Here is a 23,708-nt window from a genome sequence, read left to right on the forward strand (position 1 = left end):
CCCCGGGCGCTTACCCGCCCGGGGCCTGTCGGAAGAGAGCGGAGGATACGGGATTCGAACCCGTGAGGGCTGTTACACCCAACACGATTTCCAATCGTGCGCCTTAGGCCGCTCGGCCAATCCTCCGTGGAAGAGCGTACACGGGGCTCATGCGCGGTCGAGACGGGGGAAGGTGACTTCGCGCAGGAGCAGCAGCGCGGCGGCCGCGAGCGGGATCGCCACCAGCGCGCCCACGACGCCGAGCAGGACCCCGCCGAGCAGCACCGCGACGACGGTGACGAGTGCGGGCACGCGCACCACGCGGCCGATGATCTTCGGGACGAGCAGGTAGTCCTCGGCGAAGCGGTAGACGAGCGCGAAACCGACGGTTGCCAGGCACGCCGGCACCGAGACGGTCAGCGCCATCAGCGCCAGGACCGCGCTGCCGACCGTCGAGCCCACGACCGGGATGAGGTCGAGGACACCGAACAGCAGCGCCAGCAGCACCGGGTACGGCACGCCGAAGACCAGCAGCCACACGAACGCCGTGACGGATGCGATGAGCGAGACGGCGAGGTTGCCGAGCACGTACCAGCCGACCTTGGCCAGGATCTCGTCGCCGATGAGGATCGCGCGCGGACGTCGGCTGTGCGGCACGAACCGGTAGGCCGCGGCCCGCAGTTTCGGGAAGTTCGCGAGGAAGTAGATCGTGAGCACCGCCACGACCAGTATGTCGGTGAGCGTGCCGAGCAGGGCCTTGCCCCCGCCGAAGAGGCCGGTCAGCAGTTCGGGGTTGTGCAGTGCCGACTCCGCCCGTTGCTGGAGCTGGAACCGCTCGGCGAGGCGGCCCAGCGGTGAGCCACGATCACCCAGCAGCTGGGGTGCTTTGTCGACGAACTTCGTCGCCTGCGCCACGAGCGGCGGGACCAGCGCGGCGAGCAGCCCGGCGGCTCCCGCGAGTGCGGCGAGCACCACGACGAGCACGGCGACGGGACGGGGAAGGCGCTTTCCGGCCAGCCAGCCGGTGACGGGTTCCAGCCCGATCGCGAGGAACAACGCCACGCCGATCAGCACGAGCGTTCCGCTGGTGACGTACAACAACCACACCGCGCCCGCCGTCACGGCCATCCCCGCGGCCAGCGAGAGGCCCACGAAGAACGGCGACCGCCGGTCGAAGCGCGCCCCCAGCGGGCCGAGCGGTTCAGCGGGCCCGGACAGCCGCGAGGCCTTCGAATCCGCGTCCGCCACCGGATCTTCGAAGTACCTGGACGCGGACATGGCAGCCGGTTTCCCTGCCCCGGAAGGCGGAAACCCGAACGAGACTCACACGGGTGGGTGGCTTCGGGGCTCAGGCCGCTTCGAGCGGCTCCGGCCGCAGCACGGTGTGGCCCGCGGCGGTGAGCCGGACCGGGACGCGCTGCCCGAGCGCCCCCGGCCGCGCCGGGCAGATCAGCTCCGCGTGGGCGAGGAGCCGGGCGATCGCCTGGTCGCAGCAGGCGAGCCCGTCGATGAACAGGTCCGGCTCGCAGCTGCACGTCATCTCGGCGCGCCCGGCGGCCACTGCTCGCAGCACCGCCAGGGCTCGTGCCGGCAGGTCCGGGGAAACGGGACTCATCGCGACCACCCTCCGCTTGCTCTCAGTGGCCAGAACGAGCGCCGGTCGGGTCACTGACGCTTCGACTGTGTTTCGTTTGTCGGTACGCCATGTTCGTTCAGTGAAAAAGCATATCAGGCTGTCCGCTGTTCGGGCACACATCCGAAGTTATCCGGAGGGCGGAACAGCGTACAGATCTCGGTGATGACCTGCCGGTGCACCGCGAGCGTCAGGTGACCGGCACCGGGCACCACGACGTTGCGGACCGCCAGGTCGGGGTGCACGAGCAGGGCGTTGCGGCTGGGCAGCACGACCTGGTCGCTCTCGCCGGCGAAGGCGACGAACCGCGTCGTGCAGCCCGGCGCCGGCTCGGCCAGTTCGCGGATCAGGGCGCTGTCCGGCCGCAGCTGCCGCACCAGCGGCAACGGCGACGGCAGCCGGGCCGCGATCGTGCCGCGGTGCGGCGTGCCGATCGTGACGGCGGTGCCGACGCGGGCGTGCCCGCCGAGCCGCTGCACGTAGTACCGCGCGATGAGGCCGCCGAGGCTGTGCCCCACGAGGTCGACCTGCTGCTCGCCGCTGATCTCGCACAGCTGCTCGAGCTGCCCGGCGAGCCGGGTGGCCGCCGTCTGCACGGTGCCCACCAGCGGGCTGTAGCTGAACGACACGACCGGCCCGGCCCCGCACGCCTCCAGCGCGGCCCGCAGTTCGGTGAAGACGGCGGTGTTGTCGGCGAGACCGGGCAGCACCACCAGCGGCCGCCGCGCCCGCGGCGTCAGCGTCCAGCGGGTGCCGATCCCGGTGGGGTAGCGCACCAGGTGGTTCACCACGCTGGCGAGCTCCACCGCCATGTTCCGCAACATGCCCAGCTCACCTCGGCTCAGCCGAACAGCCCGAGCTTCGGCATCACCTCGGCCGCGGCGGCCAGCAGCGACCGCACCGTCCCGAGGTAGGTCTTGGCCTCGGCCGGGATGACGTGGCTGTCGCGGCTCGTCGGGGTCTGCAGCTCCCTCGCCCGCTGGCGCAACGCCTCGACCTGCGAGAACTGGTGCCCGAACTGGGCCGTCACGGCCGTGCCGACGACGTGGTCCGGCGCCGCGGCGGAGGCCCGCAGGCCCTGCTGGGCGAGCAACGCCGACCCGATCAGCTGCGCGGCCTGCGCGAGCAGGACGAACGCCGAGTCCGGCGAAGCGTCCGTGAGGTGCTCGGCCGAGGCGATGTGCTTGCTCGCGAGCTGCAGGAACGGCTGGCTGTTCGCGGCGGGCCCGCCCGCCATCTCCAGCTGACCGGTGCGCAGCAGCTGCGTGACGACCTCGTTGCCGGTCAGCGCGACGCCGGCGATCTGCGGTGCGACGCGCGGCCGGATCGGCGCGACCTCGACCACCGGGTGACCGGGGCGCTGGCGGGGGATCTGCAGCGTGTCCAGGTCCGGTTCGAGCGTCGCGACGGCGAAGTGCACGGGCCGCTTGAGCCGTTCCTCGGTGCGCTTCGCCGCGGTGCGCAGCGCGCGCTCGTCGGGCTTGCGCCCGGGCGGTGCCGCGAGCAGCAGTTCGACGCTTTCCGGTGCGGGGCCGGGGATTCCGGCGAAGCGGTCGGCCCACACACCGCCCAGCACGATCCGCACGACGCCCGGCACGGCACCGAACTCCTCGCCGATCACCTGCGGCACGCCGTAGGTCAGGCGCATCAGTTCCGTCAGCGGGCCGACCAGCGGACCGCCGTCACCCGCGGCACGCATCAGGCGGATGGTGCCCTCGCGGCGGCTGGTGAGGATGCCGGCCTTCTCCAGGAGCTTGTTCTCCTTGTCGACGCTGGCCAGCGAACTGCCCGCGTGCTCGGCCAGTTCCGTGAGGCTGAACGAGCGGTCGGGGTTGAGCAGCGTCGCGGCGAGGATCCCGGCCTGCACACGGGAACGGAACACCGGCAGCAGCGCCGGGGTGCCCTGCGCCCGGCGGGCGGGGCCGGGGCTGGCGGGCGCGTTCTCGGTGACCACCGCGTGCCCGAGCCTGCTGCGCCGCCGGGCAGCGGCGGCCGCGATGTCGAGGCGTTCCTGGGGCACCTGCAGCACGACGGACAGCCACTGCCGGGTGCCCAGGCGCGGGATCTGGTGGCCGCGCTCCCACCTGGCGACGAGGTCGCGGGTGATGGTCGGCCGGCCCGAAATCGTCGCGAGTTCCCTCGCGAGCGAGTACTGGCTGAGCTGGCGCTGGCGCCGGGCGGCCCGGATGACGTGCGAAATGGGCTGGTTGAAGTCGACTTCCATGATCGCTCGTACTCCTGTTCGGCTGGGTTCGCCCTGGTGAGACCTCCGACGCTAACTCCGGGGGTGGGGCGCGGGCTGTCCGCTTTGCGCACAGCTTTGGCGCATTCGCGCACGCCCCCGGGCGGTGCCGGACCGGATGAAACACGACCCCTGGCTGCTCACCTGCCGCGGCGGTGAGCCTCGGAACTGAACCGACAGGCTAGAGGAGCACAATCGTGACCAACCCGATCAGGCAATTCTCTGACCTGCTGCTGGAACCGGATGCGACGATTCGCGAAGCGCTGCAGGTCATCGACCGATTTTCCGTCTCGAATGTTTTCGTCGTCGGCGAAAAAAGGCGGTTTCTGGGTACGGTGGCCGACTGCGACATCCGCAGGGCGCTGTTGCAGGGAATCGCACTCGACAACCCCCTGACGCCCTTGGTCGCGAAATCCCCTGCGGCGATCGGGGAAGAGGTGGGCCGCGCCGAGGCGCTGGACCTGATGCACGCGCTGAAAGTGCGTGAGGCACCGATAGTCGATTCCGAAGGGGTCGTCACCGGAATACATTTCGAGCACGAGGTGCTCGGGACGCCCGCACTGCCGAACTGGGCCGTGATCATGGCCGGTGGCAAGGGAACGCGCCTGGGGTCGCTGACGAAGGACACGCCGAAACCGATGCTGCCGGTGGCGGGGCGTCCCATTCTCGAACGGCTCGTGCTGCACCTGGTGGGCGCCGGGATCCGGCAGATCTTCATCTCGGTCAACTACCTCGCCGAACAGATCGAAAAGCACTTCGGGGACGGTTCCCAGTTCGGGTGCGTGATCGAGTACCTGCGTGAGGAGACCGACCGGCCACTCGGGACCGGCGGTGCGCTCTCGCTGCTCGGCGACCTCGGCTACCAGCCGGACAAACCGATCCTCGTGATGAACGGCGACCTGATCACGGATTTCTCGGTCTCCCAACTGCTCGCGGCGCACGGGGCCCGTGACGTGCTGGGCACGATCGCGGTCACCGAATACCGGCACGAGGTCCCGTTCGGCGTGCTCGAATCGCGTGACGGCAAGCTGACCGGGGTGGTCGAAAAGCCGACCGCGGCGTGGCCGGTGAATGCCGGGATCTACGCGCTGGAGCCGAAACTGCTCGAACTGATCCCGCGGAACGAGATGTTCCCGATCACCAGGCTGTTCGACGAGTGCCTCAAGCGGAACTGGCCGATCGGGCTGTGGCGGGTCGGGGAATGGCTCGACATCGGACGGCCGGCCGAACTCGCGCTGGCTCGTGGTGAGGTGGTCTGAGGCTGGTTGCCCGGCAGTGTTCGCCATGGCATGCTGATTTCACTACGCGAAATGGTTGACGTGTTGTGAAAACCGGCAGGGAGTGCCAGTGGTCGGCTATCGGCGAAACAGCCTTCAGGTGAGTGGTTCCGTCGCTCTCGAACTCCACGAAATCACCGGCGACGCGGGTCCCACGCTCGCGGTGCTGGGCGGGGTGCACGGGGACGAGCCGGAAGGGATTCTCGCGTGTGACGCGTTCGTGGCGGAACTGCGCGAGCTGGACCGGCTCAGCGGGCGGGTGCTGGTGCTGCCGCGGTCGAACCCGATGGCCGTGGCGGCCGACACTCGGACCAGTCCGGACGACGGGGAAAACCTCGCGAGGGTGTTTCCCGGCGACCCGGTGGGAAAACCGACGGAACAAGTGGCGCACACGATTTTTCGGGAAGTGATCACGGGTTCCGACGCACTGGTGGACCTGCACAGCGCCGGGTGCGTGGGAATCATGCCGTTCTTCTGCGGTTACCACGAGCTGCACGACGAATGCGCCCGGAAGGCGGCCGGAATCGCGCACGCTTTCGCCGCGCCGATCACGTGGGCACACGATTCGGCGGCCGCGGGCCGTTCCCTTTCGGCGGCGCGGAGCCTCGGCATTCCCGCGATCTACGTGGAAAGCGGTGGCGGCAAGCAGGTCGAAGGCGAGCACCTGGACGGTTACCTCAGCGGGCTTTTCCGGGTCATGGCCCACCTCGGGATGCTGGAGGCCCCCGGGTGGCTCACCCCGCCGCCCGCCGGCAGGCGGATCGTGCGGGGCGGCTACGGCGACATCGACGCCGCGTACCCCGCGGAGGTCGCGGGCCGCTGGGTCACCCGCGTCTCCGTCGGCGACGACGTGCGTGCGGGCGCGGTACTGGGCGAACTGCGCGATGACGAAGGAAGGGTCATCAGCACGATCAGAGCCGAACGCGATTCGTGCGTGATGCGGTTGCGCCGCTGGTGCCGCGTGGAGGCCGGAGAAGCCCTGGCGATGCTGGGGCCGATCTCGGAGCCCGCACCCGCGGCGGAGCCGGTGCTGACCTGACGTGGAAGGGGCCGGGTGCGAGTTCTCGCACCCGGCCCCGGTGTTCCGTCAGACACGGGCGGGAATCACCGAAGTGCCCTTCAACCCGTCGGCCACCATGCGAGCGAAGTCGAACTCCGGCGCGAAGCCGAGCAGGCGCTGCGCCTTGGAGACGTCCATGTCCAGGTGCCAGTCGACGGGCACGTCGACGGTGTAGGACGGGACGTCGAACGCCTTGGCCACGATCGCCGCACCCTCGTCGAAGCCGGTGGGGTGCGGTCCCGCGATGTTGAACGTCTCGCCGAGCGCGGCGGGGTGGTCGAGGGCGAGCAGCACGCCCTGGACGATGTCCCGCACATCGGCGAGGTGAAGCGTCCACGGTGTGCCATCGGGCCCTCGCAGTGCGACCGCCGGGTTGATCTCCTTGTCCGGCACAGCGGCTTCGACGATCTCCAGCATGTCGGGGTGGCCGTGGAAGAGGTGCCAGATGTTCGATTCGCGCCCCAACGCCGCCCGGCTGAGCACGCCGCGGACGTACTCGTAGCGGAACCGCGAAACCGCTTCCTCGGGGCTGAGGATCGTGCCGAAGCGGACGACGGTGTGGGGGATGTCGTACTGGTCGGCCCAGCGCTGCAGGATGACCTCGCCGAGCAGCTTGCTCGACCCGTAGTAGTCCGCTGGTGCCAGCGGCGAGGTTTCGGCCAGTGGCCGGGCGGTCGGCGCGCCGGGCCGGTAGGTGCCGTCGGTGCTGGCGAGCACGAAGCGTTCGAGGTCCGGCGCGTGCCGGACGACGGCTTCGAGCAGCCGGAGCGTGCCGAAAGCGTTGATGTCGAAGAACTTGTCGACGGGCGTCTCGTTGCGGTTGAGCTGGGCCGCGAGGTGCACGATCGCGGTCCGGCCCTTCACGGCGCTGTTGATGGCCTCCTGATCGGTCAGGTCCGCCTCGACGATCTCGATGTCGGCGACGGAGTCGAGCTTGCTCCGCAGCGGATCGTTCGGTGGCACCATCGCCACCACCTGCCGACCCGCCTCGACCAGTCGGCGGACGACGTTGGCCCCTACTCGTCCACTGGCCCCGGTGATCAGTACCGACATGACGGGTTTCCTCCTGCTGGTGATTGGTGCTGCTGGTCAGGCTGTCCGCTGGGCAAGGGTTCCCTCCGCGATCTCCTCCGCGAAGTGGCAGGCGACGAGCCCGGCGCCGTCGGTTTCGCGGAGCTGCGGGGCTTCGGTTGCGCACCGCTCCCGCGCCCACGGGCAACGGGTGCGGAAGCGGCACCCGCTGGGCACGTTGAGCGGGCTGGGGATGTCGCCCTTGAGCACGATCTGGTCGCGCGCGCCCGCGGGCGTGGTGTCGGGGACGGCATCGATCAGGGCGCGCGTGTACGGGTGGCGTGGGTGGGAGAAGAGCTCGCTCGTGGGAGCGGTTTCCACCACCGATCCGAGGTACATCACGGCGATCCGGTGGGACAGGTGGCGCACGACGGCCAGGTCGTGCGCGATGAACAGGTACGCCACCCCGAACTCGGACTGCAGTCCGGCGAGGAGGTTGACCACCTGTGCCTGGACGCTGACGTCGAGCGAGCTGACCGGCTCGTCACACAGCAGGAGTTTCGGCTCGACGGCGAGCGCCCTGGCGATCGCGACGCGTTGCAGCTGCCCACCGCTGAGCGAGCCCGGGTACCGGTCGCGCATCGCCGGGTTCAGCCCGACGAGGCGCAGGAGTTCGTCCACACGCGCCGAACGTTCGCCTGCGGCCCGGACGCGGTGGATATCCAGTGGTTCCCGCACGGCCTGGTAGATGGTGTGCCGCGGGTTGAGGCTGCCCCGCGGGTCCTGGAAGATCATCTGCGCCGTGCGGCGCAGCTCCTTCTCGTCGAACTTCCGGCCGCTCACCGTGCTGCCGGCCACCCGGATCTCACCGGACGTGACGGGTTCGATCCTGGCGACCGCCCGTGCCACGGTCGACTTGCCGGATCCCGACTCGCCGACGAGGCCGAGGGTTTCGCCCGGCGCGACGGTGAGGCTGACCCCGTCGACCGCCCGGAGCGTCTGGTGCCCGAAGGCGCCGGACGGCACCGGGAAGTGCACGTGGAGGTCCGAGATGTCCAGCAGCGGCGTCGGCGCCTGCTTCGGTTCCCGTGTTTCGGTCTGTGCCCACGAAGCGGTCATCGTCGTGCTCCCGAGGAAGAGTTGGCGACCCAGCACGCCGCGGGGTGCGGTTGTCCGGCGAGGAGGGGCAGTTCCTCCTTGCAGGTGGCCACCGCGTGCGGACATCGGGGCTGGAAGGAACACGCGTCGAAGGCGTGGTCCTCCAGCGCCGGCGGCTGCCCGGGAATCGGGACGAGCGGCTCGGTGAGCGGACTGTCGAGACGCGGACGCGACGCGATCAGTCCGCGGGTGTAGGGGTGCCGCGGGTGGTCGAGCACTTCCTGCGTCGAACCGCTTTCCACGATCCGCCCCGCGTACATCACGGAAACCCGGTCCGCGACCTGCGCGACCACGCCGAGGTCGTGGCTGATGAGCAGCATGCTCGTGCCCAGCTCGACGCGCAGCCGGCTGAGCAGGTCGAGGATCTGCGCCTGGATCGTGACATCGAGTGCGGTGGTGGGCTCGTCGAGGATCACGAGGCGGGGGCGGGTGATGATCGCGCCGGCGATCATCACCCGCTGCCGCATACCGCCGCTGAGCTCGTGCGGGTACTGGCGCAGCCGGCGCCGTGGGTCGCTGATGCCGACGAGCCGGAGCATCTCCAGCGCCTGTTCCCGCGAATCCGCCTTGCCGCTCGTCAACCCGTGCAGCCGCAACGGTTCGGTGAGCTGCTGCTCGATGCGTTTGGCGGGGTTGAGCGAGCCGAGCGGGTCCTGGAAGACGAAACCCACGTCCCTGCCGCGGGTTTTCCGGAGTTCCCTGGCGTTGAGGTGCACCAGGTTCCGCCCGGCGAGTGACACTTCGCCGGTGATCTCGCTCTTCTTCGGGTCGAGCAGCCGCAGCAACGCGAGCGCTGTCACGGATTTCCCGCTGCCCGATTCGCCCACGACGCCGAGGGCCTCGCCCTGGCCGAGGTCGAACGAGACGGAGTGGACGGCTTCCAGCACGCCGCCCCCGCGCTTGAACCCGACTCTCAGGTCGCGCACCGACAAGAGGGCTTCCGCCGGTGCGGCTGCGGGCGCTTCGAGTTCGACCAGCTGTGGCTCGCTCATACGGCGGTCACCCCCTGATTGATGTTCTTGCTGTCGGAATCGAGCCGGTCACGAAGCCCGTCGCCGAGGGTGTTGAGGAGGAGCACGAGTACGGCGATGGCGAGGGCGGGAATCAGAGCGAGGAACGGCTGGGTGGTGATGTACGCGCGGCCATCGGTGATCATCCGGCCCCAGCTCGCGCTGGGAGGCTGAGCGCCGACCCCGAGGAACGACAACGCCGCCTCAGTGAGCACGGCGAAACTCATGATCAGGGTGGCGATCACGAACAGTTGCGACTTGATGTTCGGAAGCAGATGCCTGAATGCTATTCGGACTGAGGAGGCGCCGACGATGCGAGCCGCCACCACGTAGTCACTAACGCTTTCTGATGCAACGACTCCCCGGACGAAGCGGATTGCGAGTGGCGTGAAAATAATGCACATCGCGATGGTGGCCGTAGTGAGTCCAGGGCCAAGCGCTGTCGCGAGTACCAGCGCGAGGAGAAGCCCCGGAAACGCGAACATGACGTCGAGTAGTCGGCCGACTACAAAGTCCAACCGTCCACGTCGATATCCGAGGAAGAGTCCGATCGGAGTGCCTACCGCCATTGAGACCGCGGCCACGATGCCGGAGATGCTCAGGCTGATTCGAGCTCCGTCGAGAATTCGACTGAGCTGATCCCGACCAAAATCATCCACGCCGAACCAGTGTTCCGGCGATGGCGGGTCGAGGGGGATGCCAGCCGTGAGGTCCTGCGGATCGTAGGGCTGGATCGCCGGCGCCAGCAATGCAGCAATCGTGATGAGGCCCAGTAAGACGGCAGGCACCAAAACTCGATAATTTACCCGCTTGCCTCGAAACTGCAACGGTAAGTGTGCTGCAAGGGAAAGATTGCTCATCAGCCCACTTTCAGTTTCGGGTTCAGGGCTGCGTAAAGGACGTCGGTCAGCAGATTGACGAAGACGAACGCGAATGCCAGGAAGAGCAGGCACGCTTGAACCGTGGGATAATCGCGTTGTGTGATCGAGTTGAGCAGCAACAAGCCCACCCCGGGGTAGCTGAACAATGTCTCCACCACCAAGGCGCCACCGAGCAGCTGGCCCACCTGCAGCCCGACTATGGTCACCGTGGGGAGTGAAGCGTTCCGGAGGGTATGGCGGGTGATCGCCCGTAGGCGAGAGTTTCCGCGTGCCTCGGCGGTTCGAACGTAGTCCCGTCGGAGTTCGTCGAGCAAACTTGATCGTAATACACGGATGATGACTGCCGAAGCGGGCAGGCCGATAGTCAGGGCGGGTAGAACCATGCCGAGTGCGAATCCGGCTGGATCCGCACTCGGATCCACGTAGCCGGCCACCGGAAAGAGTTCGACCTGCACTGAGAAAACAACAATTAGAATAATGCCGATGACGAAATTCGGCACGGCGATCAGGACGCCACTCGCCGATGTGAGAAGCGAATCCAGTCGGCCACCTGAGTAACGTGCAGCCGTGATCGCAATGGGTACGGATATCGCCAAGGCTGTGAGAATTCCCACCAAGGCCAGGTAGAAGGTGCGGGGAATGCGTACGAGCAGCTCGTCGACGACCGGTGTCTGCGTCGTGAGAGACAGCCCTAGATTGCCGTGCAATATCGAGGTCAGCCAGCTCCAATATTGTTGGATCAATGGCTGGTCCACCCCGTAAAGGCTGCGCAGCGCGGCTTGAGCCTCGGGGCTGAGCCCGCCGTCGGTAAGGCGCGCCGTTATCGGGTCGCCCGGAATGAAGCGGACCATGACGAAGACTACGATACTACTGACCAGGAGGGTTGAAATTCCTCCCACGAAACGCCTGAAAATAAAACGCATCATAGCGGCTCGCTAGGCATTTCGTTTCGCGGCGACAGCATATCGCCACAAAGTCAATGCCGTTGGCGCTATATCTGCTCCATTCACGCCCGGCCGGAAAACCATGAAGTTGTTGTCAGACGTGAGAGGTATCAGTGGCGGCTCGTCGATGAACAGAAGCTTCAGGAGCTTGAGGTAAACGTCTCGGCGAGCGTTCGGGTCAAATGTGGTCCTTCCTTGTTTTATCAGTGCGTCGGCGGTGGCACTTTGATACCCCCAGAAATTGCTCAAACCGTTCGAGGTAAATAGATTGTCAAGAACGTAGGAAGGTTCTCGGCTCGAGAACCAGCCGGAGAGACCCACCTCGAAGTCCCCTCTGGTGCGTCGTGCGACCCATGTAGGTACATCGATCTGCGTTATTTGAGCTTCGACTCCGATATCTTTCCAGTTGCTTTTCACTACCGTCGCGATAGCGACGGTCGCTGCGTTTGTTGTCAGTATCTCGAGCTTCAACGAACTTGCTCCAGCCTGCTCGAGTAGGCTTCGGGCAGTGTTGAGGTCCCGACTGTAGTCGAGATCCTTAGGGTATTCAGGTGATTCCGGGGGGTAGGGAGCGGTGCAGACGGGTGTGCTGTATTTGCCACCGTTGACCCGGGCTATGGAAGTTCGATCGACAGCGAGCGCGAGAGCTCGCCGCACTCGCGGATCGCGGAGTGGTCCCTTCCTGGTGTTCAGGCCGATATAGCTCCAGCCGGAAGTGTAGGTGGCGCCGGCGACTTTGCCTGCGTTGACAAGCTGCTCGAATTGCTGGATCTGGGCCGGCGGTACGGTGTCCAGAAGATCAGTTTGACCGGCTTGCATCGCCTGTGTCGCAGCCTGTCGATCTGTTCGAAGGGTCAGCCTCAATTTATCAAGTCGTGGAAGATCGCGATTCCAGTATTCCCGATTCGCCTCGTAGTCGATATGAGAGTCCTTTACCCACTCTTTGAAGCGGTATGGTCCGCAACCTATGGGATTGTCTGCCAGCTGTCCAGCTGTTTCCACTGGAACTATCGGAAGCCCTGGAAGGTAGTAGCGGAACCCCATGTTGGGCTCCGGCAGAACAAATTCGACAACACCCTCGTCTATCGCGCGAACCGTGACTCCCTTGAAAGTTCCAGCCCGATTGGATCCCAGCGTGGGGTTGCGCACATATTCGACTGTGTCTACGACATCCTGTGCCACAACCTTGCGGCCATTGTGGAAGTTCGCCTCGTGAAGCGTGTATCGATACGTCGTGGGATTGACCAGTTCCACCTTTTGAGCGAGCGATGGAACGAGGTTTCCGTGTTGATCGAAACGTTCAAGGGTGTCATGGGCGGGATCGGCATACCACTGGATGGCGACGAGGGTGCTGGAAAGTATGTTAAGGGTTGCGGCGCTCTGTGTAAGAGTGATATCCAGCGTGCCACCTCGAGGTAGCTGCGACGCTATATCAGCGAATATGGTGCCTTCGATACTCTTTCCGGGTTGTAACGCAGTTGCCGCAGGCGCGAGTCCGGCGGCAACCTTCCCCGTCCCGCCACCGCCGGTACTTCCGCAACCGGCAAGAAAGGTTGAAGCCAGGCCGGTGCCGGCGAGGACCCCGGTGGCGCCTGCGGCGCGGAGGAAGGTTCGGCGTTCCAGCCTTCGATCTGAAAACATGACAGCTCCGGAGGGTCGAGGGGCGGCGCTAGCGCGGCCGCGGGCGGGCTTTTGCTCGAGGGGTGAAGGGGGCGGCCGCGCAGAGCGCTCTCGGCTCGTCCGCGGGCTGTCTGTCGAAGTACCAGTCGATTGGGTCGGACGAGCTGACCTGCTGAAACGGCGCGTGTCCTCCTGGGCTCGGAGCAAAAGTGAACTTCGTGTTCTGTTGAATGAAAATACGGGCACCCATCGGCTGTCAAGTTGGCGAAGTGATCGGCAGTCGAGCTGTTGCTGCCCCTGTGTGCTGGGGGAACTCCGGCCCGCGCACGGCTGCTTTCTTCGGTTCGTACTTGTGATGCACGCGTGATTGACACTGCTCGTGACCGCCACGTAGCTTCGGCCGCAAGTGAATCACCGAGTTCGCCCAGTGAAACCAACGGAAGGGGACAGCCGGAGGATGCGGTTCGCGGCGCTGGGCCTCTACCACGAGGCCAACACGTTCTCCGCCATCAAGGCCGACCGCGCCCTCTTCGAGAGCGGCGGCGTCTTCCGCGGCGCGCAGATCCTCGACCAGTACCAGGGATCCGCGACGATCCTGGGCGGCTACCTCGACGAGGCGGACCGGCTCGGGATCGACCTCGTGCCGCTCTTCTTCGCCCGGGTCAACCCCGTCGGGCCCATCACCAACGACGTCTTCGAGGACTTCAGTGGGGAGATGCTCGACCAGCTCCAACGGCACGGACCGTGGGACGGCGTGCTGCTCGCGCTCCACGGCGCTGCCGTGTCCGAAGACTTCCCCGACGCCGACGCCGAACTCGCCGCACGCATCAGGACGGTGCTCGGGCCGGACGTGCCCGTCGGCGTCGTGCTGGACATGCACGCCAACCTGTCCCCGCGGCTGGTCGACGCGGTCACCGTGACCCTCGTCTACCAGACCAACCCGCACGTCGACGCGTATGACCGCGCCATCGACTGCACGCGGCTGGTGCACGCGACCGCCAAGGGCGCCAGCCAGCCGAAACAGGCACTGGTCACCCCGCCGCTGGTCGTCGACATCGCCCGGCAGGACACCGGCGAACTGCCCATGCGTGACCTCGTCGCCGCGGCGGCACGCGCCCGGCAGCGCCCCGAAATGCTGTCGGCCAGCATCGTCCAGGGTTTTCCCTACGCGGACGTTCCCGCGATGGGCATGTCCTTCCTGGCCATATCCGACGGCAACGAAGCCATGGCCCAGCAGGTCGCGACCGAGCTGGCCGAACTCGCCTGGAGCCGCCGCGAAGAGTTGCGGGGGCAGGGGCTCACCGTGACCGAGGCGCTGGAACTGGCCGAGCGCACGCCGGAAGGCCCGGTTGTGCTGCTCGACGTCGGCGACAACATCGGCGGCGGCGCCCCGGGCGATTCGACCGTCATCCTGGCCGAAGCGCAACGCCGGGAAACGCCCTCCCTCCTGCAGACGCTCTGGGATCCGGACGCGGCCGAGCAGTGCCGCGCCGCCGGCGTCGGTGCGGAAATCACCCTCGCCGTGGGCGCTCGGCATCCGCATTCGGCCGGCCGCCCCGTCACCGTCACCGGGCGCGTGCGCCACCTCGGCGACGGGCGGTTCGAGGAAACCCGTCCCGTCCACGGCGGTTTCCGGTTCTACGACATGGGTCCCACGGCGGTCCTCGAAACCACCGACGGCCACACGCTGGTGCTGATGTCGCGACAGACGGCCAACACCAGCAGGCAGCAGTTCCTGAGCCTCGGCCTGAACCCCGAGGACCACCACATCGTCGTGGCGAAAGGCGTGAACGCGCCTCGTGCCGCGTATGCGCCCATCGCACGTGAACTGGTTCTCGTCGACACCGACGGCATCGCAGCTCTCGGGCTGCACCGGTTCGACTACCGCCGTCGGCGTAAACCCCTCTACCCGCTGGAACCAGACGCGACTTTCTGACGCGATCAGCCACGGCGAAACGGACCTCTCATGCGTCCGGTGCCCCCGGCTAGTAGACAAGTTCCTGGTATCGCATGAATAAGCCCGGATGGCGACCCAGGACAAGGTGTGATGAACAGACTCGCGGGAAAACGTGCGCTCGTGACCGGGGCCGACGGGTTCATCGGCAGCCACCTCGTACAACGGCTGATCGCAGACGGAGTCGCGGTCCGTGCGCTGTGCCTCTACAACTCCGACAACCGCATGGGCTGCCTCGAACGGCTGTCCGCGGAGGAACTCGCCCGCGTCGAGGTGATTTTCGGCGACATCCGCGATTTCCGTTCCGCGCGTGACGCGGTCGCCGGTGTCGATGTCGTCTTCCACCTGGCCGCGTTGATTTCCGTGCCCTACAGCTACGTCGCGCCGGTTTCCTTTCTCCATACGAACGTGTCGGGAACCGTCAACGTCCTGGAGGCGGTGCGGGAGCACGAGGGCGTCAAGATGGTGCACACCTCGACCAGCGAGGTGTACGGAACCCCGGAAACGGTACCGATCTCCGAGGCGCACCCGCTGCGCGCGCAGTCCCCGTACGCGGCGTCGAAGGTCGCGGCCGACCAGTTCTGCCAGTCCTACGCCAGGTCCTTCGGGGTGAACGTGGTGACGTTGCGCCCGTTCAACACCTACGGCCCCCGGCAGTCGGCACGCGCGGTGATCCCGACGGTCCTCACGCAGCTGCTCGCGGGCCTGCCGACGATCCGGCTCGGCAGCCTGCGCCCGCAGCGCGACTTCACCTTCGTCACCGACACCGTCGACGGGTTCGTCCGGATGGCCGAAACCGACCTCGAACCGGGCTCGCTCGTGCAGCTGGGGGTCGGGTCCACGGTGTCCATCGGTGACCTGGTGGAGCTGTGCCGCGAACTCACCGGCTCCGACTCGCGGATCGAGGTGGAGGAACAGCGGATCCGCCCGGAACGCAGCGAGGTGGAGATCCTGCTGTCGAACCCCGAACGCGCGCGGCGTGAACTCGGCTGGGAGCCCACCGTGTCCCTGCGGGAAGGGCTGATGCGGACCATCGACCAGCTCAAGGCCGGGCCGGAGATCGCACGGGCCGGGAGCTACCAGCGATGATCCCCCTGTCCGTGCCGTGGCTGGCGGGCAACGAGGCGCGGTACCTCGCGGAGTGCGTCGAGGAGGGGAACGTCTCCGCGGCGGGCCGGTTCGTCGAGCGGTTCGAGCGCGAGTTCGCCGAGGTGACGGGCACCGCGCACGCCGTGGCCTGTGCGAGCGGAACCGCCGCGCTCCACGTGGCGCTCCGCCTGGCGGGCGCCGGGCCCGGCCGGCTGGTGGCCGTGCCGACGTTCACGTTCATCGCCTCGGCGAACGCCGCCACCTACTGCGCGGCCGATCTCCTGCTGGTGGACAGCGAACCCCGCACGTGGAACATGGACACCGCCCGCCTGCACGACGAGGTCGTCCGCCGGGCACGCACCGGTGACCGGCTGCCGGACGTCGTCGAGGTCGTCCACGTGCTCGGCCATCCGGCCGACATGGAACCCCTGCTGGCGCTGAAGGACCGGTTCGAGATCCCGATCGTCGAAGACGCGGCGGAGGCGTTGGGCGCGTCGTGGAGCGGTGGACCGCTCGCCGGGCGCTCGGTCGGCAGCGTGGGCAGGTTCGGCTGTTTTTCCTTCAACGGCAACAAGATCATCACCAGCGGAGCGGGCGGGATGATCGTCACCGGGGAGGAGCACCTGGCGCGGGAGGCGCGCTACCTGATCAACCAGGCCAAGCAGGGCGACCAGTACGTGCACGAGACCGTCGGGTACAACTACCGGCTGCCCAACCTCGCCGCCGCGCTGGGTTGCGCGCAGCTGGAGCAGCTGGCGGACGCCGTCGCGGCCCGCCGCGCCCTCGCCGCGCGCTACCGCGAACTGCTGGCCGGACTTCCGCTGACGGGTCCCCCGTCTGAGGAGTGGGCGCGGCCGTCGCACTGGCTGTACTCGGTCCTGGTCGAGGACGCGGGGATCGAGGCGGACGAACTCGTGACGAAGCTCAACTCGCACGGAGTGGGGGCGCGGCGGTTGTGGCCGCCGGTGCACCTGCAGAAACCGTATGCACGATCGGAGCGCCTCGGCGGCGCAGTGGCGGAGGACGTCTTCCGCAGGGGCCTGTCGTTGCCCAGTTCCAGCCAGCTGAGCGTGGACGAACAACGGCGGGTCGCGGCCGCGTTGCGGCAGTCATGGTCAACCCCGGTACGAGGAAGTGCGCAGTGAGGTATCGCAGACTCGGGCAGTGGGGCGCCAAGCTCTCGGTGGTGAGCTTCGGCACCTGGCTGACCCACGGTGGCAGCGTCGACGAGCAGGACACCGTCCATTGTGTCCACCGGGCCTACGACGCGGGGATCAATTTCTTCGACACGGCCAACGAGTACCAGGCCGGACGCGCCGAGGAAGCGCTCGGCAAGGCATTGTCCGGTTTGGACCGCGAAACCTACCTCGTCGGCACCAAGGTCTACATGCCGATGGGCGAGGGGCCGTTGCGCCGGGGGCTGTCGCGGAAGCACGTCATGAGCCAGATCGACGGTTCGCTCCGGCGGCTCGGCGTGGACTTCGTCGATCTGTACCAGTGCCACCGGTACGACCCCGAGGTGCCGGTCGAGGAGGTCGCCAGGACGATGGACGACCTGGTGCGGGCAGGCAAGGTCCTGTACTGGGGCGTGTCGGAGTGGCCGCCGGACAAGCTCGTGGAGGTCATCGAGCTCTGCCGCGCGGCGGGCTGGGCCGTCCCGGTGTCCGACCAGGTCCAGTACTCCGCGCTCTGGCGCACGATCGAGCCCGAGGTCCTGCCCGCGTGCCGGCGGACGGGGACGGGTGTCCTGGCGTGGTCGCCGCTGGCGATGGGGCTGCTGACCGGGAAGTACGCGCCGGGGGCGGTCCCGGAGGGGAGCCGACGGGCGTCCGGGGACGGCTGGTTCCTCGACCGGTACCTGCGGCCCGGGGTGCTGGAGGCGGTGCAGGAGTTCAAGAAGATCGCCGAGAACGCGGGGTACACGGCCGCTCAGCTGGCGATCGCCTGGTGCCTGCACGACGAGGCGATGACGAGTGCGATCGTGGGCGCGAGCAGGCCGGACCAGCTGTCGGAGAACCTCGCCAAGGTCGACGAACCCCTCGACCCGGCACTGCACGCCGAGGTCGCGTCGCTGCTCGAGCCGGTGGCCAGGTTGTGACGCGGCGGATCTGTGTCGCGACCGGTTCCCGTGCCGACTACGGCCCACTGCGCCCCCTCCTCGCGCGGCTGCGCGAGGAACCGGAGGCCGACCTCCGCCTGCTCGTCTCGGGCGGGCACCTGGTGGCCGAGCAGGGCCTGACGATCGAGGCGATCCGGCGGGACGGCCATCCGGTGGACGCGGTGGTGACCAACGTGCTGGCCGGCGACTCGCCCCACGCGATGGCCAAGTCGTTCGGGGTGGCCGCCGCCGGGTACGCCGACGCGCTGCTCGGCCTGGCGCCGGACCTGCTCGTCGTGCTGGGCGACCGGTACGAGGCGCTGGCCGTGGCCGCCGTGGCGGCGTTGAGCCGGATCCCGGTGGCGCACATCGCGGGCGGGCAGGTCACCCGGGGTGCCGTCGACGACTCGGTGCGGCACGCGATCACGAAGCTCGCGAACCTGCATTTCACCTCGACGGAGGAGTTCCGGTGCCGGATCGTCCAGCTCGGCGAGCCCGCCGACCGCGTGCACCTGGTGGGCTCGCTGGGGCTGGACGAGGTGTTGTCCCGCCCGCGGCCGCGGAGGGCGGAGGTGCTGGGCGAGCTGGGGCTACCGGACGGGAAACCGCTCATCCTGGTCACGTACCACTCCGTGACGGCGGATCCGGCCGATTCCGCGGCCGGCCTCGCGGGGCTGACGGCCGCGCTGGACCGGTTCCCCCAGGCGACGATCGCGTTCACCGCGTCCAACGTGGACAGTGGAGGCGCCGAGGTCAACCGCCGCCTGCGTGAGTTCGTCGAACGCAACACCGACCGGAGCGCGCTGTTCCCGTCGCTGGGGCAGCAGGCCTACCTCGACCTGGTGATGTCGTGCGACCTGGTGCTGGGCAACTCGTCCAGCGCCCTGATCGAAGCCCCGGCTGTCCAGACGCCGACCGTCAACATCGGGCGCCGCCAGGAGGGGAGACCGCGCGCCGCGTCGGTGATCGACTGCGGTGTCGATGCGGACGAGATCGTCGACGCTGTGCGACAGGCGTTGTCGCCGGAACACGAGCGCGTGACCGCGACGGCGACCTCCCCTTACGGCGACGGCAAAGCGGCCGAGCGGATCGTGCACCACCTCCTTCGGGAGCCGCTGGACGGGCTGCTCCACAAGGAGTTCGTGGACGGAGGGGTGCGGTGCTGAACTGCGTGGTCATCCTCGGGTACGGCAGTCTGGGGCGCCGGATCGAAGCCATGCTGAACGGGACCCAGCGGATTGACGCTAACGTCAGGGCGATCGGGTTCCTGGACGACGCATCCGAGGGACCACCGGTGCTCGGTGGGGACGACCTCCTGCCCGAAGTCGACGCCCGGTACGTGATCGCGGTCGCGGATCCCGCGGCACGGGAGGACATCGACCGGCGTGCGCTAGCGGCCGGGCGCGAGCCCTACACGCTCGTGCACCCGCGGGCCTACGTGGAGGACGGGGTCGGCGTCGGGCCGGGGTCGATCGTGCTCGCCGGCGCCTGCGTCAACATCGACACGCAGCTGGGCAGGCAGGTGCTGATCAACGTCAACTGCGTGGTGGGGCACGAGGTGACGATCGGCGACCACACCACGCTCAGCCCGCTCGTGTTCGTCGGCGGCGGCTGCGCGATCGGGAACCGCGTGTTCATCGGCGCCAGTGCGGTGATCCTGCCGCGGCTGAAGATCGGCGACGACGTCGTGATCGGCGCCGGTTCCGTCGTGCGGGAGGACCTGCCGCCCGGCAGCAAGGTCGCGGGTGTGCCGGCGCGGCCGCTCGGAAAGACCTCGTGACGGAACGGCCACCCTGACCTAGGATGAAATGATCGTTTCACCTTAGCTGTCCCTGGGATCCGCGGCTCCCCGCCGCGGAGGTGGGAGCCGTTGTGGTGCGTAACGCCCTCGGGTTGAGCAGGTTCGCGGACGATCTTCCGGAGGTGGGCGAGTTCGTCTCCCTCGGTGAGGGGGACACGCCGCTCGTCCCGCTCGACAAGCTCGCGAGGCGGCTGGGGGTCGCCTCGCTCACCGCCAAGCTGGAGACCGTCAACCCCACCGGGTCCTACAAGGACCGCGTCGCCGCGATGTCCATTTCCCTCGCGAAGCGCCGGGGCCAGCGGGGCTGGGTCACCACCTCCTCCGGCAACGCCGGCGCCGCCATGGCCGCCTACGGCGCCCGCGCGGGGCTACCCGGGTTCGTCTGCCTCGTGGCTTCCGCGCCCAAGGAGAAACGGCTGCCGCTGCTGCCCTACCCGATCGGCGTGGCGGCCGTCGAAGGCGTGGGCAACCGGGCGTCCGGCAAGAGCGAAACCGGGCTGTTCGGGCACGTCCGCGCCGCGGCGCTGCGGCACGACCTCTACCTCGCCACCACCGCGCACGCGTTCAACCCCGACGGCATGCGCGGCATCGACACGCTGTCCTACGAACTGGCCGAGCAGCACCCCGACGCGACCCACGTCTACGTGCCGACGGGAGGCGGCGGGCTGCTGGCCGCGGTCTCCCGTGGCGTGCTGCACCGGGGGATGCGGGCGCGGACCATCGCCTGCCAGCCCACGGGGTGCGACCCGATCGCGCGGTTCCTCGCCGGGCAGCTGTCCGAACCCGCCATCGACACCTGCACGAGCGGGATCTCCGCACTGCAGCTGCCGCACCCGCCCGACGGGCTGCTGGCCGCGGAGCTGGTGCGCAAGTGCGACGGCTGGGGCGTCAGCGTGCCGGACGAAGAAATCCTCGTGGCGCAGCGGGTGCTTTCCGAGGTGGAGGGGGTGTTCGTCGAACCGGCGGCCGCGGCGGGGCTCGCCGCGCTGACCGCGGACGTCCACGCGGGACGGGTCGGCGGGGAGGACGAGCCGGTGCTCGTGCTCACGGGCGCGGGGTGGAAGGACCTCAACCGCTTCGCGCCGGACCTCGCCCGCATCAGTCCACTCGGGCTCGACGAAGTGCCCGCCGCCATCGATGCGTGGCACGGCGGGCTGGACTGACGCGGCGGGCGGTTGCCCCCTTCGGCCGGGGGCACCTCGCCCGCGCGCGTCAGCCGACGGCCACCGGGTTCGTCGCGATCCCGGCCGCGATGTCGATCAGCACCTTCGCCGCCTTGCGGGCCTCCTGCGCGGAGAACCGTGAGGACGGTCCGCTGATGCTGATCGCGGCGGGCAGGCGGGTGCCGAGGAGCGGCACGGCGACGCAGCGGCCGTCGTCCTCGTTCTCGCGGTCGTCGATCGCGTACCCGACCCGGCGCACCTTCCCGAGCTCTTCGAGGTACTCGTCGATGCTCGTGATCGTGTTGTCGGTCCGCCTCGCCAGGCCGGTTTCGTCGAGCAGCTCACGGACCCGGTCCTCGGGCAGCTGCGCGGCGATGGCCTTGCCCAGCGCGGTGCAGTGGATCGGGTCGCGGTCGCCGCGGGAGGCGGCCAGCCGGACCCCGCGGCGGCTTTCCACGATGTCGAGGTAGATCACGTGATCGCCGTCGAGCAGGCCGAGGTTCGCGGTTTCGCCGATGTCGTCACGCAGTTGCTCGAGGAACGGCCGGGCGCGCTCGCGGAGGATCTCCAGGTGCCGGGACTGCATGCCGACGAAACCGAGGCCGAGCCGGAACAGCCCGCCCGCCTCGTCGCGCTCGACGTAGCGGTGGTTCTCCAGCGTCCACAGGTACCGGAAGGCCGACGACTTCGGCAGGCCGGTGGTCTGGGCCACCTCGTTGAGGGTGATGCCGTCCACCGATTCCTGCAGCAGGTTCAGGATCAGGCAGACCCGTTCCACCGCGCGTACCGAGTAATCGCGTTCCTCTTCGTTCGCATCCTGTTCGCTGGCCGGGATGTCGTCCGGATCCTGCTTCCCCTTGCGGCGTGCCACTGCTACCTCATTTCGACCGTCAACGTGAGCGTTTCAGATGCTACCGCTCCGCGAAGGCCGATGTCAGGGGGCCAGAGCCGGGTGGGAACGGGCGGTGGTATGGGGCCGCCGGCGGTGTTCGCCCCCCTTGACTGTTCTCGGCCACTCGCCGTAGCTTGAATGAACACAGATCTTGCGTTTCATCTAGTGAAACTCACCGCGGATCGGCCTGCCGGGCAGGGATTTCGATTTCCGGGCTGTTGAAAGGGATCTTCGATGGTTGATGACGCGCCGGGGCGTACGCCGCGTTCGGACGAGCTGAGGAACCGCGCGTTGCGGCTCACCCCCGGGGGCGTGCATTCGAACGTCCGCCTGGCGGGGGCGCGTGACTTCATCCAGCGCGCGCAGGGGGCCTGGCTCTACAGCGTCGACGGGCAGGACTACGTCGACTACCTGCTGGGCCAGGGGCCGAACTTCCTCGGCCACGCGCCGGGCCACGTGATCGACGCGGTTTTCCGCGCCTGCAAGGACGGCGTCATCTTCGGCGGGCAGCACGAGCTCGAGGTCCGCGCCGGTGAACTGGTGCTGGAGGCGCTGGGCTGGGCGGACCTCGTCCGGTTCAGCATGACCGGCACCGAGGCCGTGCAGGCCGCGCTGCGCCTCGCCCGGGCGGTCACCGGCCGCACCAAGGTCGTGCGGTTCGAGGGGCACTACCACGGCTGGCTCGACAACGTGCTGATCAGCGAGCGCGACGGGCGGTGGGGGCCGGCGAGCCGGGGGCAGCTCGCGAGCCACCTCGAAGACTCGATCATCCTGCCGTGGAACGACGCCGAGCGGCTCGCGGACGTCCTCGAGCGTGCCGGCGAGCAGGTCGCCGCCGTGATCATGGAGCCGATCATGATCAACGCCGGCGTGATCGAACCCCGCGCGGGGTACCTGGAGGAGGTGCGGAGGCTGTGCGACGAGCACGGCATCGTGCTGATCTTCGACGAGGTGATCGCGGGTTTCCGGCTCGGCCTCGGCGGCGCGACCGAGCGTTACGGCGTGACGCCGGACCTCGCGACCTACGGCAAGGCGATCGCCGGTGGCTTCCCGGTCGCGGCACTCGCCGGCCGCGCCGACCTGATGGCGCGCTTCGGCACGGGTGAGGTCAACCACTCCGGCACGTTCAACGCGTCGGTCATGGCGATGGCGGCCGTCGTCGCTTCGGTCGGCACGCTGATCGACGAACCGCCGTACGACCGGGTCGCCGAACACGGCACCGCGCTCATGGCCGGGCTGAGGGAGATCGGGCTCGCCCGCAACCTGCCGCTGCGGGTTTCCGGGCTGCCGGCCGCGTTCCACGTCTCGTTCGGCGACGTCGAGGTGACGGACTACCGCTCGCTGCAGCAGCTCGACCTCGCCCGGTACGAGCGCTTCGTGCCCGTCCTCGTCGAGCACGGCCTGTGGGTCGCGGGGCGCGGCGTCTGGTACGTGTCCGCGGCGCACGGCCCGAAGGAACTGGACGCCGCGCTGACCCGGTTCGAGAAGGCCCTCACCCAGTGGGTCAGCGCATGACCCACGCGCAGTCGAAGGACGGGCACACCACGCGGTTCTCCCCGTACCGCGAAGCGGGCGGGTTCGTCTTCGTCTCGGGGCAGGCTTCGGTGGACGCCTCGGGCTCGATCGTGCCGGGCACGTTCGAGGAGGAGATGCGCCGTTCGATCGAGAACGTGCGGCGCATCCTCGCGGACGCGGGCCTGACGCTGCGGGACGTGGTGAAGGTGGGTGCGTATGTCACCGACGCGAAGGACGTGCCCGAGTTCAACCGGATCTACCCGGAGTACTTCGGCGACCCGCTGCCCGCGCGGACTACGCTGACCGGCTGCCTGAGCAGCCGCATCAAGTTCGAAATCGACGTCGTCGCCTATTCGGACGACAGATAGAAGGACGAGGCAG

22 protein-coding genes and 1 tRNA gene are annotated in these 23,708 nt (G+C 68.3%); 11 read left to right on the forward strand and 12 right to left on the reverse strand.

What is annotated here, in order from left to right; translation table 11 throughout:
* Positions 1–39 precede the first annotated feature (39 nt).
* From ABFX51_RS33340 to ABFX51_RS33360, 5 genes are all read right to left on the reverse strand, one after another.
* A tRNA-Ser gene (locus tag ABFX51_RS33340) sits at positions 40–126 on the reverse strand.
* Positions 127–147: 21 nt separating this feature from the next.
* The gene (locus ABFX51_RS33345; protein WP_346056116.1) at positions 148–1,257 is read right to left on the reverse strand and encodes an AI-2E family transporter; all 1,110 of its coding nucleotides are present in this window, start codon (positions 1,255–1,257) and stop codon (positions 148–150) included.
* 70 nt (positions 1,258–1,327) lie between these two features.
* Positions 1,328–1,594 carry a hypothetical protein gene (locus tag ABFX51_RS33350; protein WP_177228758.1) on the reverse strand — a complete coding sequence of 89 codons (267 nt, stop codon included), beginning with the start codon at positions 1,592–1,594 and terminating at the stop codon, positions 1,328–1,330.
* 113 nt (positions 1,595–1,707) lie between these two features.
* Positions 1,708–2,436 carry an esterase/lipase family protein gene (locus tag ABFX51_RS33355; protein ID WP_245783121.1) on the reverse strand — a complete coding sequence of 243 codons (729 nt, stop codon included), beginning with the start codon at positions 2,434–2,436 and terminating at the stop codon, positions 1,708–1,710.
* A gap of 17 nt (positions 2,437–2,453) precedes the next feature.
* The gene (locus tag ABFX51_RS33360) at positions 2,454–3,836 is read right to left on the reverse strand and encodes a helix-turn-helix domain-containing protein (RefSeq protein ID WP_091509051.1); all 1,383 of its coding nucleotides are present in this window, start codon (positions 3,834–3,836) and stop codon (positions 2,454–2,456) included.
* Between the two features lie 215 nt (positions 3,837–4,051).
* Here ABFX51_RS33360 and ABFX51_RS33365 point away from each other — a divergent pair, with 215 nt between their 5' ends.
* Both ABFX51_RS33365 and ABFX51_RS33370 read left to right on the forward strand, forming a co-directional pair.
* Positions 4,052–5,113 (forward strand): nucleotidyltransferase family protein, encoded by a 1,062-nt coding sequence (locus ABFX51_RS33365; RefSeq protein WP_091509049.1) that lies wholly within the window; start codon positions 4,052–4,054, stop codon positions 5,111–5,113.
* A gap of 118 nt (positions 5,114–5,231) precedes the next feature.
* Entirely contained in the window at positions 5,232–6,170 is a 939-nt protein-coding gene (locus tag ABFX51_RS33370; protein WP_177228757.1) for a succinylglutamate desuccinylase/aspartoacylase family protein, read from the forward strand.
* Positions 6,171–6,218: 48 nt separating this feature from the next.
* Here the strand turns inward: ABFX51_RS33370 and ABFX51_RS33375 are convergent, their stop codons facing one another.
* Genes ABFX51_RS33375 through ABFX51_RS33400 form a run of 6 tightly spaced genes read right to left on the reverse strand, consistent with a single transcriptional unit; the run spans position 6,219 to position 12,836 of the window.
* On the reverse strand, positions 6,219–7,244 hold the full coding sequence (locus ABFX51_RS33375; RefSeq protein WP_091509045.1) for an NAD-dependent epimerase/dehydratase family protein: 1,026 nt from the start codon (positions 7,242–7,244) through the stop codon (positions 6,219–6,221).
* Positions 7,245–7,280: 36 nt separating this feature from the next.
* Positions 7,281–8,321: an ABC transporter ATP-binding protein gene (locus tag ABFX51_RS33380; protein ID WP_346056117.1), complete on the reverse strand. Its 1,041-nt coding sequence runs from the start codon at positions 8,319–8,321 to the stop codon at positions 7,281–7,283.
* Positions 8,318–9,352: an ABC transporter ATP-binding protein gene (locus ABFX51_RS33385; RefSeq protein WP_346056118.1), complete on the reverse strand. Its 1,035-nt coding sequence runs from the start codon at positions 9,350–9,352 to the stop codon at positions 8,318–8,320. Before ABFX51_RS33385 ends, ABFX51_RS33380 begins: the two co-directional genes overlap by 4 nt.
* Entirely contained in the window at positions 9,349–10,230 is an 882-nt protein-coding gene (locus ABFX51_RS33390; protein WP_346056119.1) for an ABC transporter permease, read from the reverse strand. The genes ABFX51_RS33385 and ABFX51_RS33390 overlap by 4 nt, the downstream gene beginning before the upstream one ends.
* Positions 10,230–11,177: an ABC transporter permease gene (locus ABFX51_RS33395; RefSeq protein WP_346056120.1), complete on the reverse strand. Its 948-nt coding sequence runs from the start codon at positions 11,175–11,177 to the stop codon at positions 10,230–10,232. Before ABFX51_RS33395 ends, ABFX51_RS33390 begins: the two co-directional genes overlap by 1 nt.
* 9 nt (positions 11,178–11,186) lie before the next feature.
* Positions 11,187–12,836 carry an ABC transporter substrate-binding protein gene (locus ABFX51_RS33400; RefSeq protein ID WP_346056121.1) on the reverse strand — a complete coding sequence of 550 codons (1,650 nt, stop codon included), beginning with the start codon at positions 12,834–12,836 and terminating at the stop codon, positions 11,187–11,189.
* A 436-nt stretch (positions 12,837–13,272) separates the two neighbouring features.
* Between ABFX51_RS33400 and ABFX51_RS33405 the strand changes: the two genes are divergently transcribed.
* The 7 genes from ABFX51_RS33405 to ABFX51_RS33435 all read left to right on the forward strand — a co-directional run bounded on the left by ABFX51_RS33405 (position 13,273) and on the right by ABFX51_RS33435 (position 20,920).
* Positions 13,273–14,751 carry a M81 family metallopeptidase gene (locus ABFX51_RS33405; protein WP_346056123.1) on the forward strand — a complete coding sequence of 493 codons (1,479 nt, stop codon included), beginning with the start codon at positions 13,273–13,275 and terminating at the stop codon, positions 14,749–14,751.
* 111 nt (positions 14,752–14,862) lie between these two features.
* Positions 14,863–15,858: an SDR family NAD(P)-dependent oxidoreductase gene (locus ABFX51_RS33410; RefSeq protein ID WP_346056124.1), complete on the forward strand. Its 996-nt coding sequence runs from the start codon at positions 14,863–14,865 to the stop codon at positions 15,856–15,858.
* A complete protein-coding gene (locus ABFX51_RS33415) occupies positions 15,855–17,003 on the forward strand; it encodes a DegT/DnrJ/EryC1/StrS family aminotransferase (RefSeq protein ID WP_091509030.1) in 1,149 nt (382 codons plus the stop codon). Before ABFX51_RS33410 ends, ABFX51_RS33415 begins: the two co-directional genes overlap by 4 nt.
* Positions 17,000–17,956, forward strand: coding sequence for an aldo/keto reductase family protein (locus ABFX51_RS33420; RefSeq protein WP_091509028.1), 957 nt, complete (start codon positions 17,000–17,002; stop codon positions 17,954–17,956). The genes ABFX51_RS33415 and ABFX51_RS33420 overlap by 4 nt, the downstream gene beginning before the upstream one ends.
* The gene (gene neuC, locus ABFX51_RS33425; protein ID WP_346056126.1) at positions 17,953–19,122 is read left to right on the forward strand and encodes a UDP-N-acetylglucosamine 2-epimerase; all 1,170 of its coding nucleotides are present in this window, start codon (positions 17,953–17,955) and stop codon (positions 19,120–19,122) included. Before ABFX51_RS33420 ends, neuC begins: the two co-directional genes overlap by 4 nt.
* Entirely contained in the window at positions 19,116–19,736 is a 621-nt protein-coding gene (locus ABFX51_RS33430) for a NeuD/PglB/VioB family sugar acetyltransferase (RefSeq protein WP_346056128.1), read from the forward strand. The genes neuC and ABFX51_RS33430 overlap by 7 nt, the downstream gene beginning before the upstream one ends.
* Positions 19,737–19,828: 92 nt before the next feature.
* A complete protein-coding gene (locus ABFX51_RS33435; protein WP_346056129.1) occupies positions 19,829–20,920 on the forward strand; it encodes a pyridoxal-phosphate dependent enzyme in 1,092 nt (363 codons plus the stop codon).
* 49 nt (positions 20,921–20,969) lie between these two features.
* Here ABFX51_RS33435 and ABFX51_RS33440 read toward each other — a convergent pair whose 3' ends face one another.
* Positions 20,970–21,791 carry an IclR family transcriptional regulator gene (locus tag ABFX51_RS33440; RefSeq protein ID WP_091509018.1) on the reverse strand — a complete coding sequence of 274 codons (822 nt, stop codon included), beginning with the start codon at positions 21,789–21,791 and terminating at the stop codon, positions 20,970–20,972.
* Positions 21,792–22,046: 255 nt separating this feature from the next.
* On the opposite strand from ABFX51_RS33440, the gene ABFX51_RS33445 reads away from it, so the two are divergent.
* Both ABFX51_RS33445 and ABFX51_RS33450 read left to right on the forward strand, forming a co-directional pair.
* A complete protein-coding gene (locus ABFX51_RS33445) occupies positions 22,047–23,327 on the forward strand; it encodes an aspartate aminotransferase family protein (protein WP_346056130.1) in 1,281 nt (426 codons plus the stop codon).
* Positions 23,324–23,695 (forward strand): RidA family protein, encoded by a 372-nt coding sequence (locus tag ABFX51_RS33450; RefSeq protein WP_091509012.1) that lies wholly within the window; start codon positions 23,324–23,326, stop codon positions 23,693–23,695. The genes ABFX51_RS33445 and ABFX51_RS33450 overlap by 4 nt, the downstream gene beginning before the upstream one ends.
* Positions 23,696–23,708 lie beyond the last annotated feature (13 nt).

Origin of the sequence: Amycolatopsis dongchuanensis (assembly GCF_039542405.1) — a bacterium.
Classification (GTDB): Bacteria; Actinomycetota; Actinomycetes; order Mycobacteriales; family Pseudonocardiaceae; genus Amycolatopsis_E; species Amycolatopsis_E sacchari.

Coding starts and splice junctions, on each gene's coding strand:
- ABFX51_RS33345 (WP_346056116.1), bottom strand. CDS start 1,257: ATGTCCGCGTCCAGGTACTTCGAAGATCCGGTGGCGGACGCGGATTCG.
- ABFX51_RS33350 (WP_177228758.1), bottom strand. CDS start 1,594: ATGAGTCCCGTTTCCCCGGACCTGCCGGCACGAGCCCTGGCGGTGCTG.
- ABFX51_RS33355 (WP_245783121.1), bottom strand. CDS start 2,436: ATGTTGCGGAACATGGCGGTGGAGCTCGCCAGCGTGGTGAACCACCTG.
- ABFX51_RS33360 (WP_091509051.1), bottom strand. CDS start 3,836: ATGGAAGTCGACTTCAACCAGCCCATTTCGCACGTCATCCGGGCCGCC.
- ABFX51_RS33375 (WP_091509045.1), bottom strand. CDS start 7,244: ATGTCGGTACTGATCACCGGGGCCAGTGGACGAGTAGGGGCCAACGTC.
- ABFX51_RS33380 (WP_346056117.1), bottom strand. CDS start 8,321: ATGACCGCTTCGTGGGCACAGACCGAAACACGGGAACCGAAGCAGGCG.
- ABFX51_RS33385 (WP_346056118.1), bottom strand. CDS start 9,352: ATGAGCGAGCCACAGCTGGTCGAACTCGAAGCGCCCGCAGCCGCACCG.
- ABFX51_RS33390 (WP_346056119.1), bottom strand. CDS start 10,230: ATGAGCAATCTTTCCCTTGCAGCACACTTACCGTTGCAGTTTCGAGGC.
- ABFX51_RS33395 (WP_346056120.1), bottom strand. CDS start 11,177: ATGATGCGTTTTATTTTCAGGCGTTTCGTGGGAGGAATTTCAACCCTC.
- ABFX51_RS33400 (WP_346056121.1), bottom strand. CDS start 12,836: ATGTTTTCAGATCGAAGGCTGGAACGCCGAACCTTCCTCCGCGCCGCA.
- ABFX51_RS33405 (WP_346056123.1), top strand. CDS start 13,273: ATGCGGTTCGCGGCGCTGGGCCTCTACCACGAGGCCAACACGTTCTCC.
- ABFX51_RS33410 (WP_346056124.1), top strand. CDS start 14,863: ATGAACAGACTCGCGGGAAAACGTGCGCTCGTGACCGGGGCCGACGGG.
- ABFX51_RS33415 (WP_091509030.1), top strand. CDS start 15,855: ATGATCCCCCTGTCCGTGCCGTGGCTGGCGGGCAACGAGGCGCGGTAC.
- ABFX51_RS33445 (WP_346056130.1), top strand. CDS start 22,047: ATGGTTGATGACGCGCCGGGGCGTACGCCGCGTTCGGACGAGCTGAGG.
- ABFX51_RS33450 (WP_091509012.1), top strand. CDS start 23,324: ATGACCCACGCGCAGTCGAAGGACGGGCACACCACGCGGTTCTCCCCG.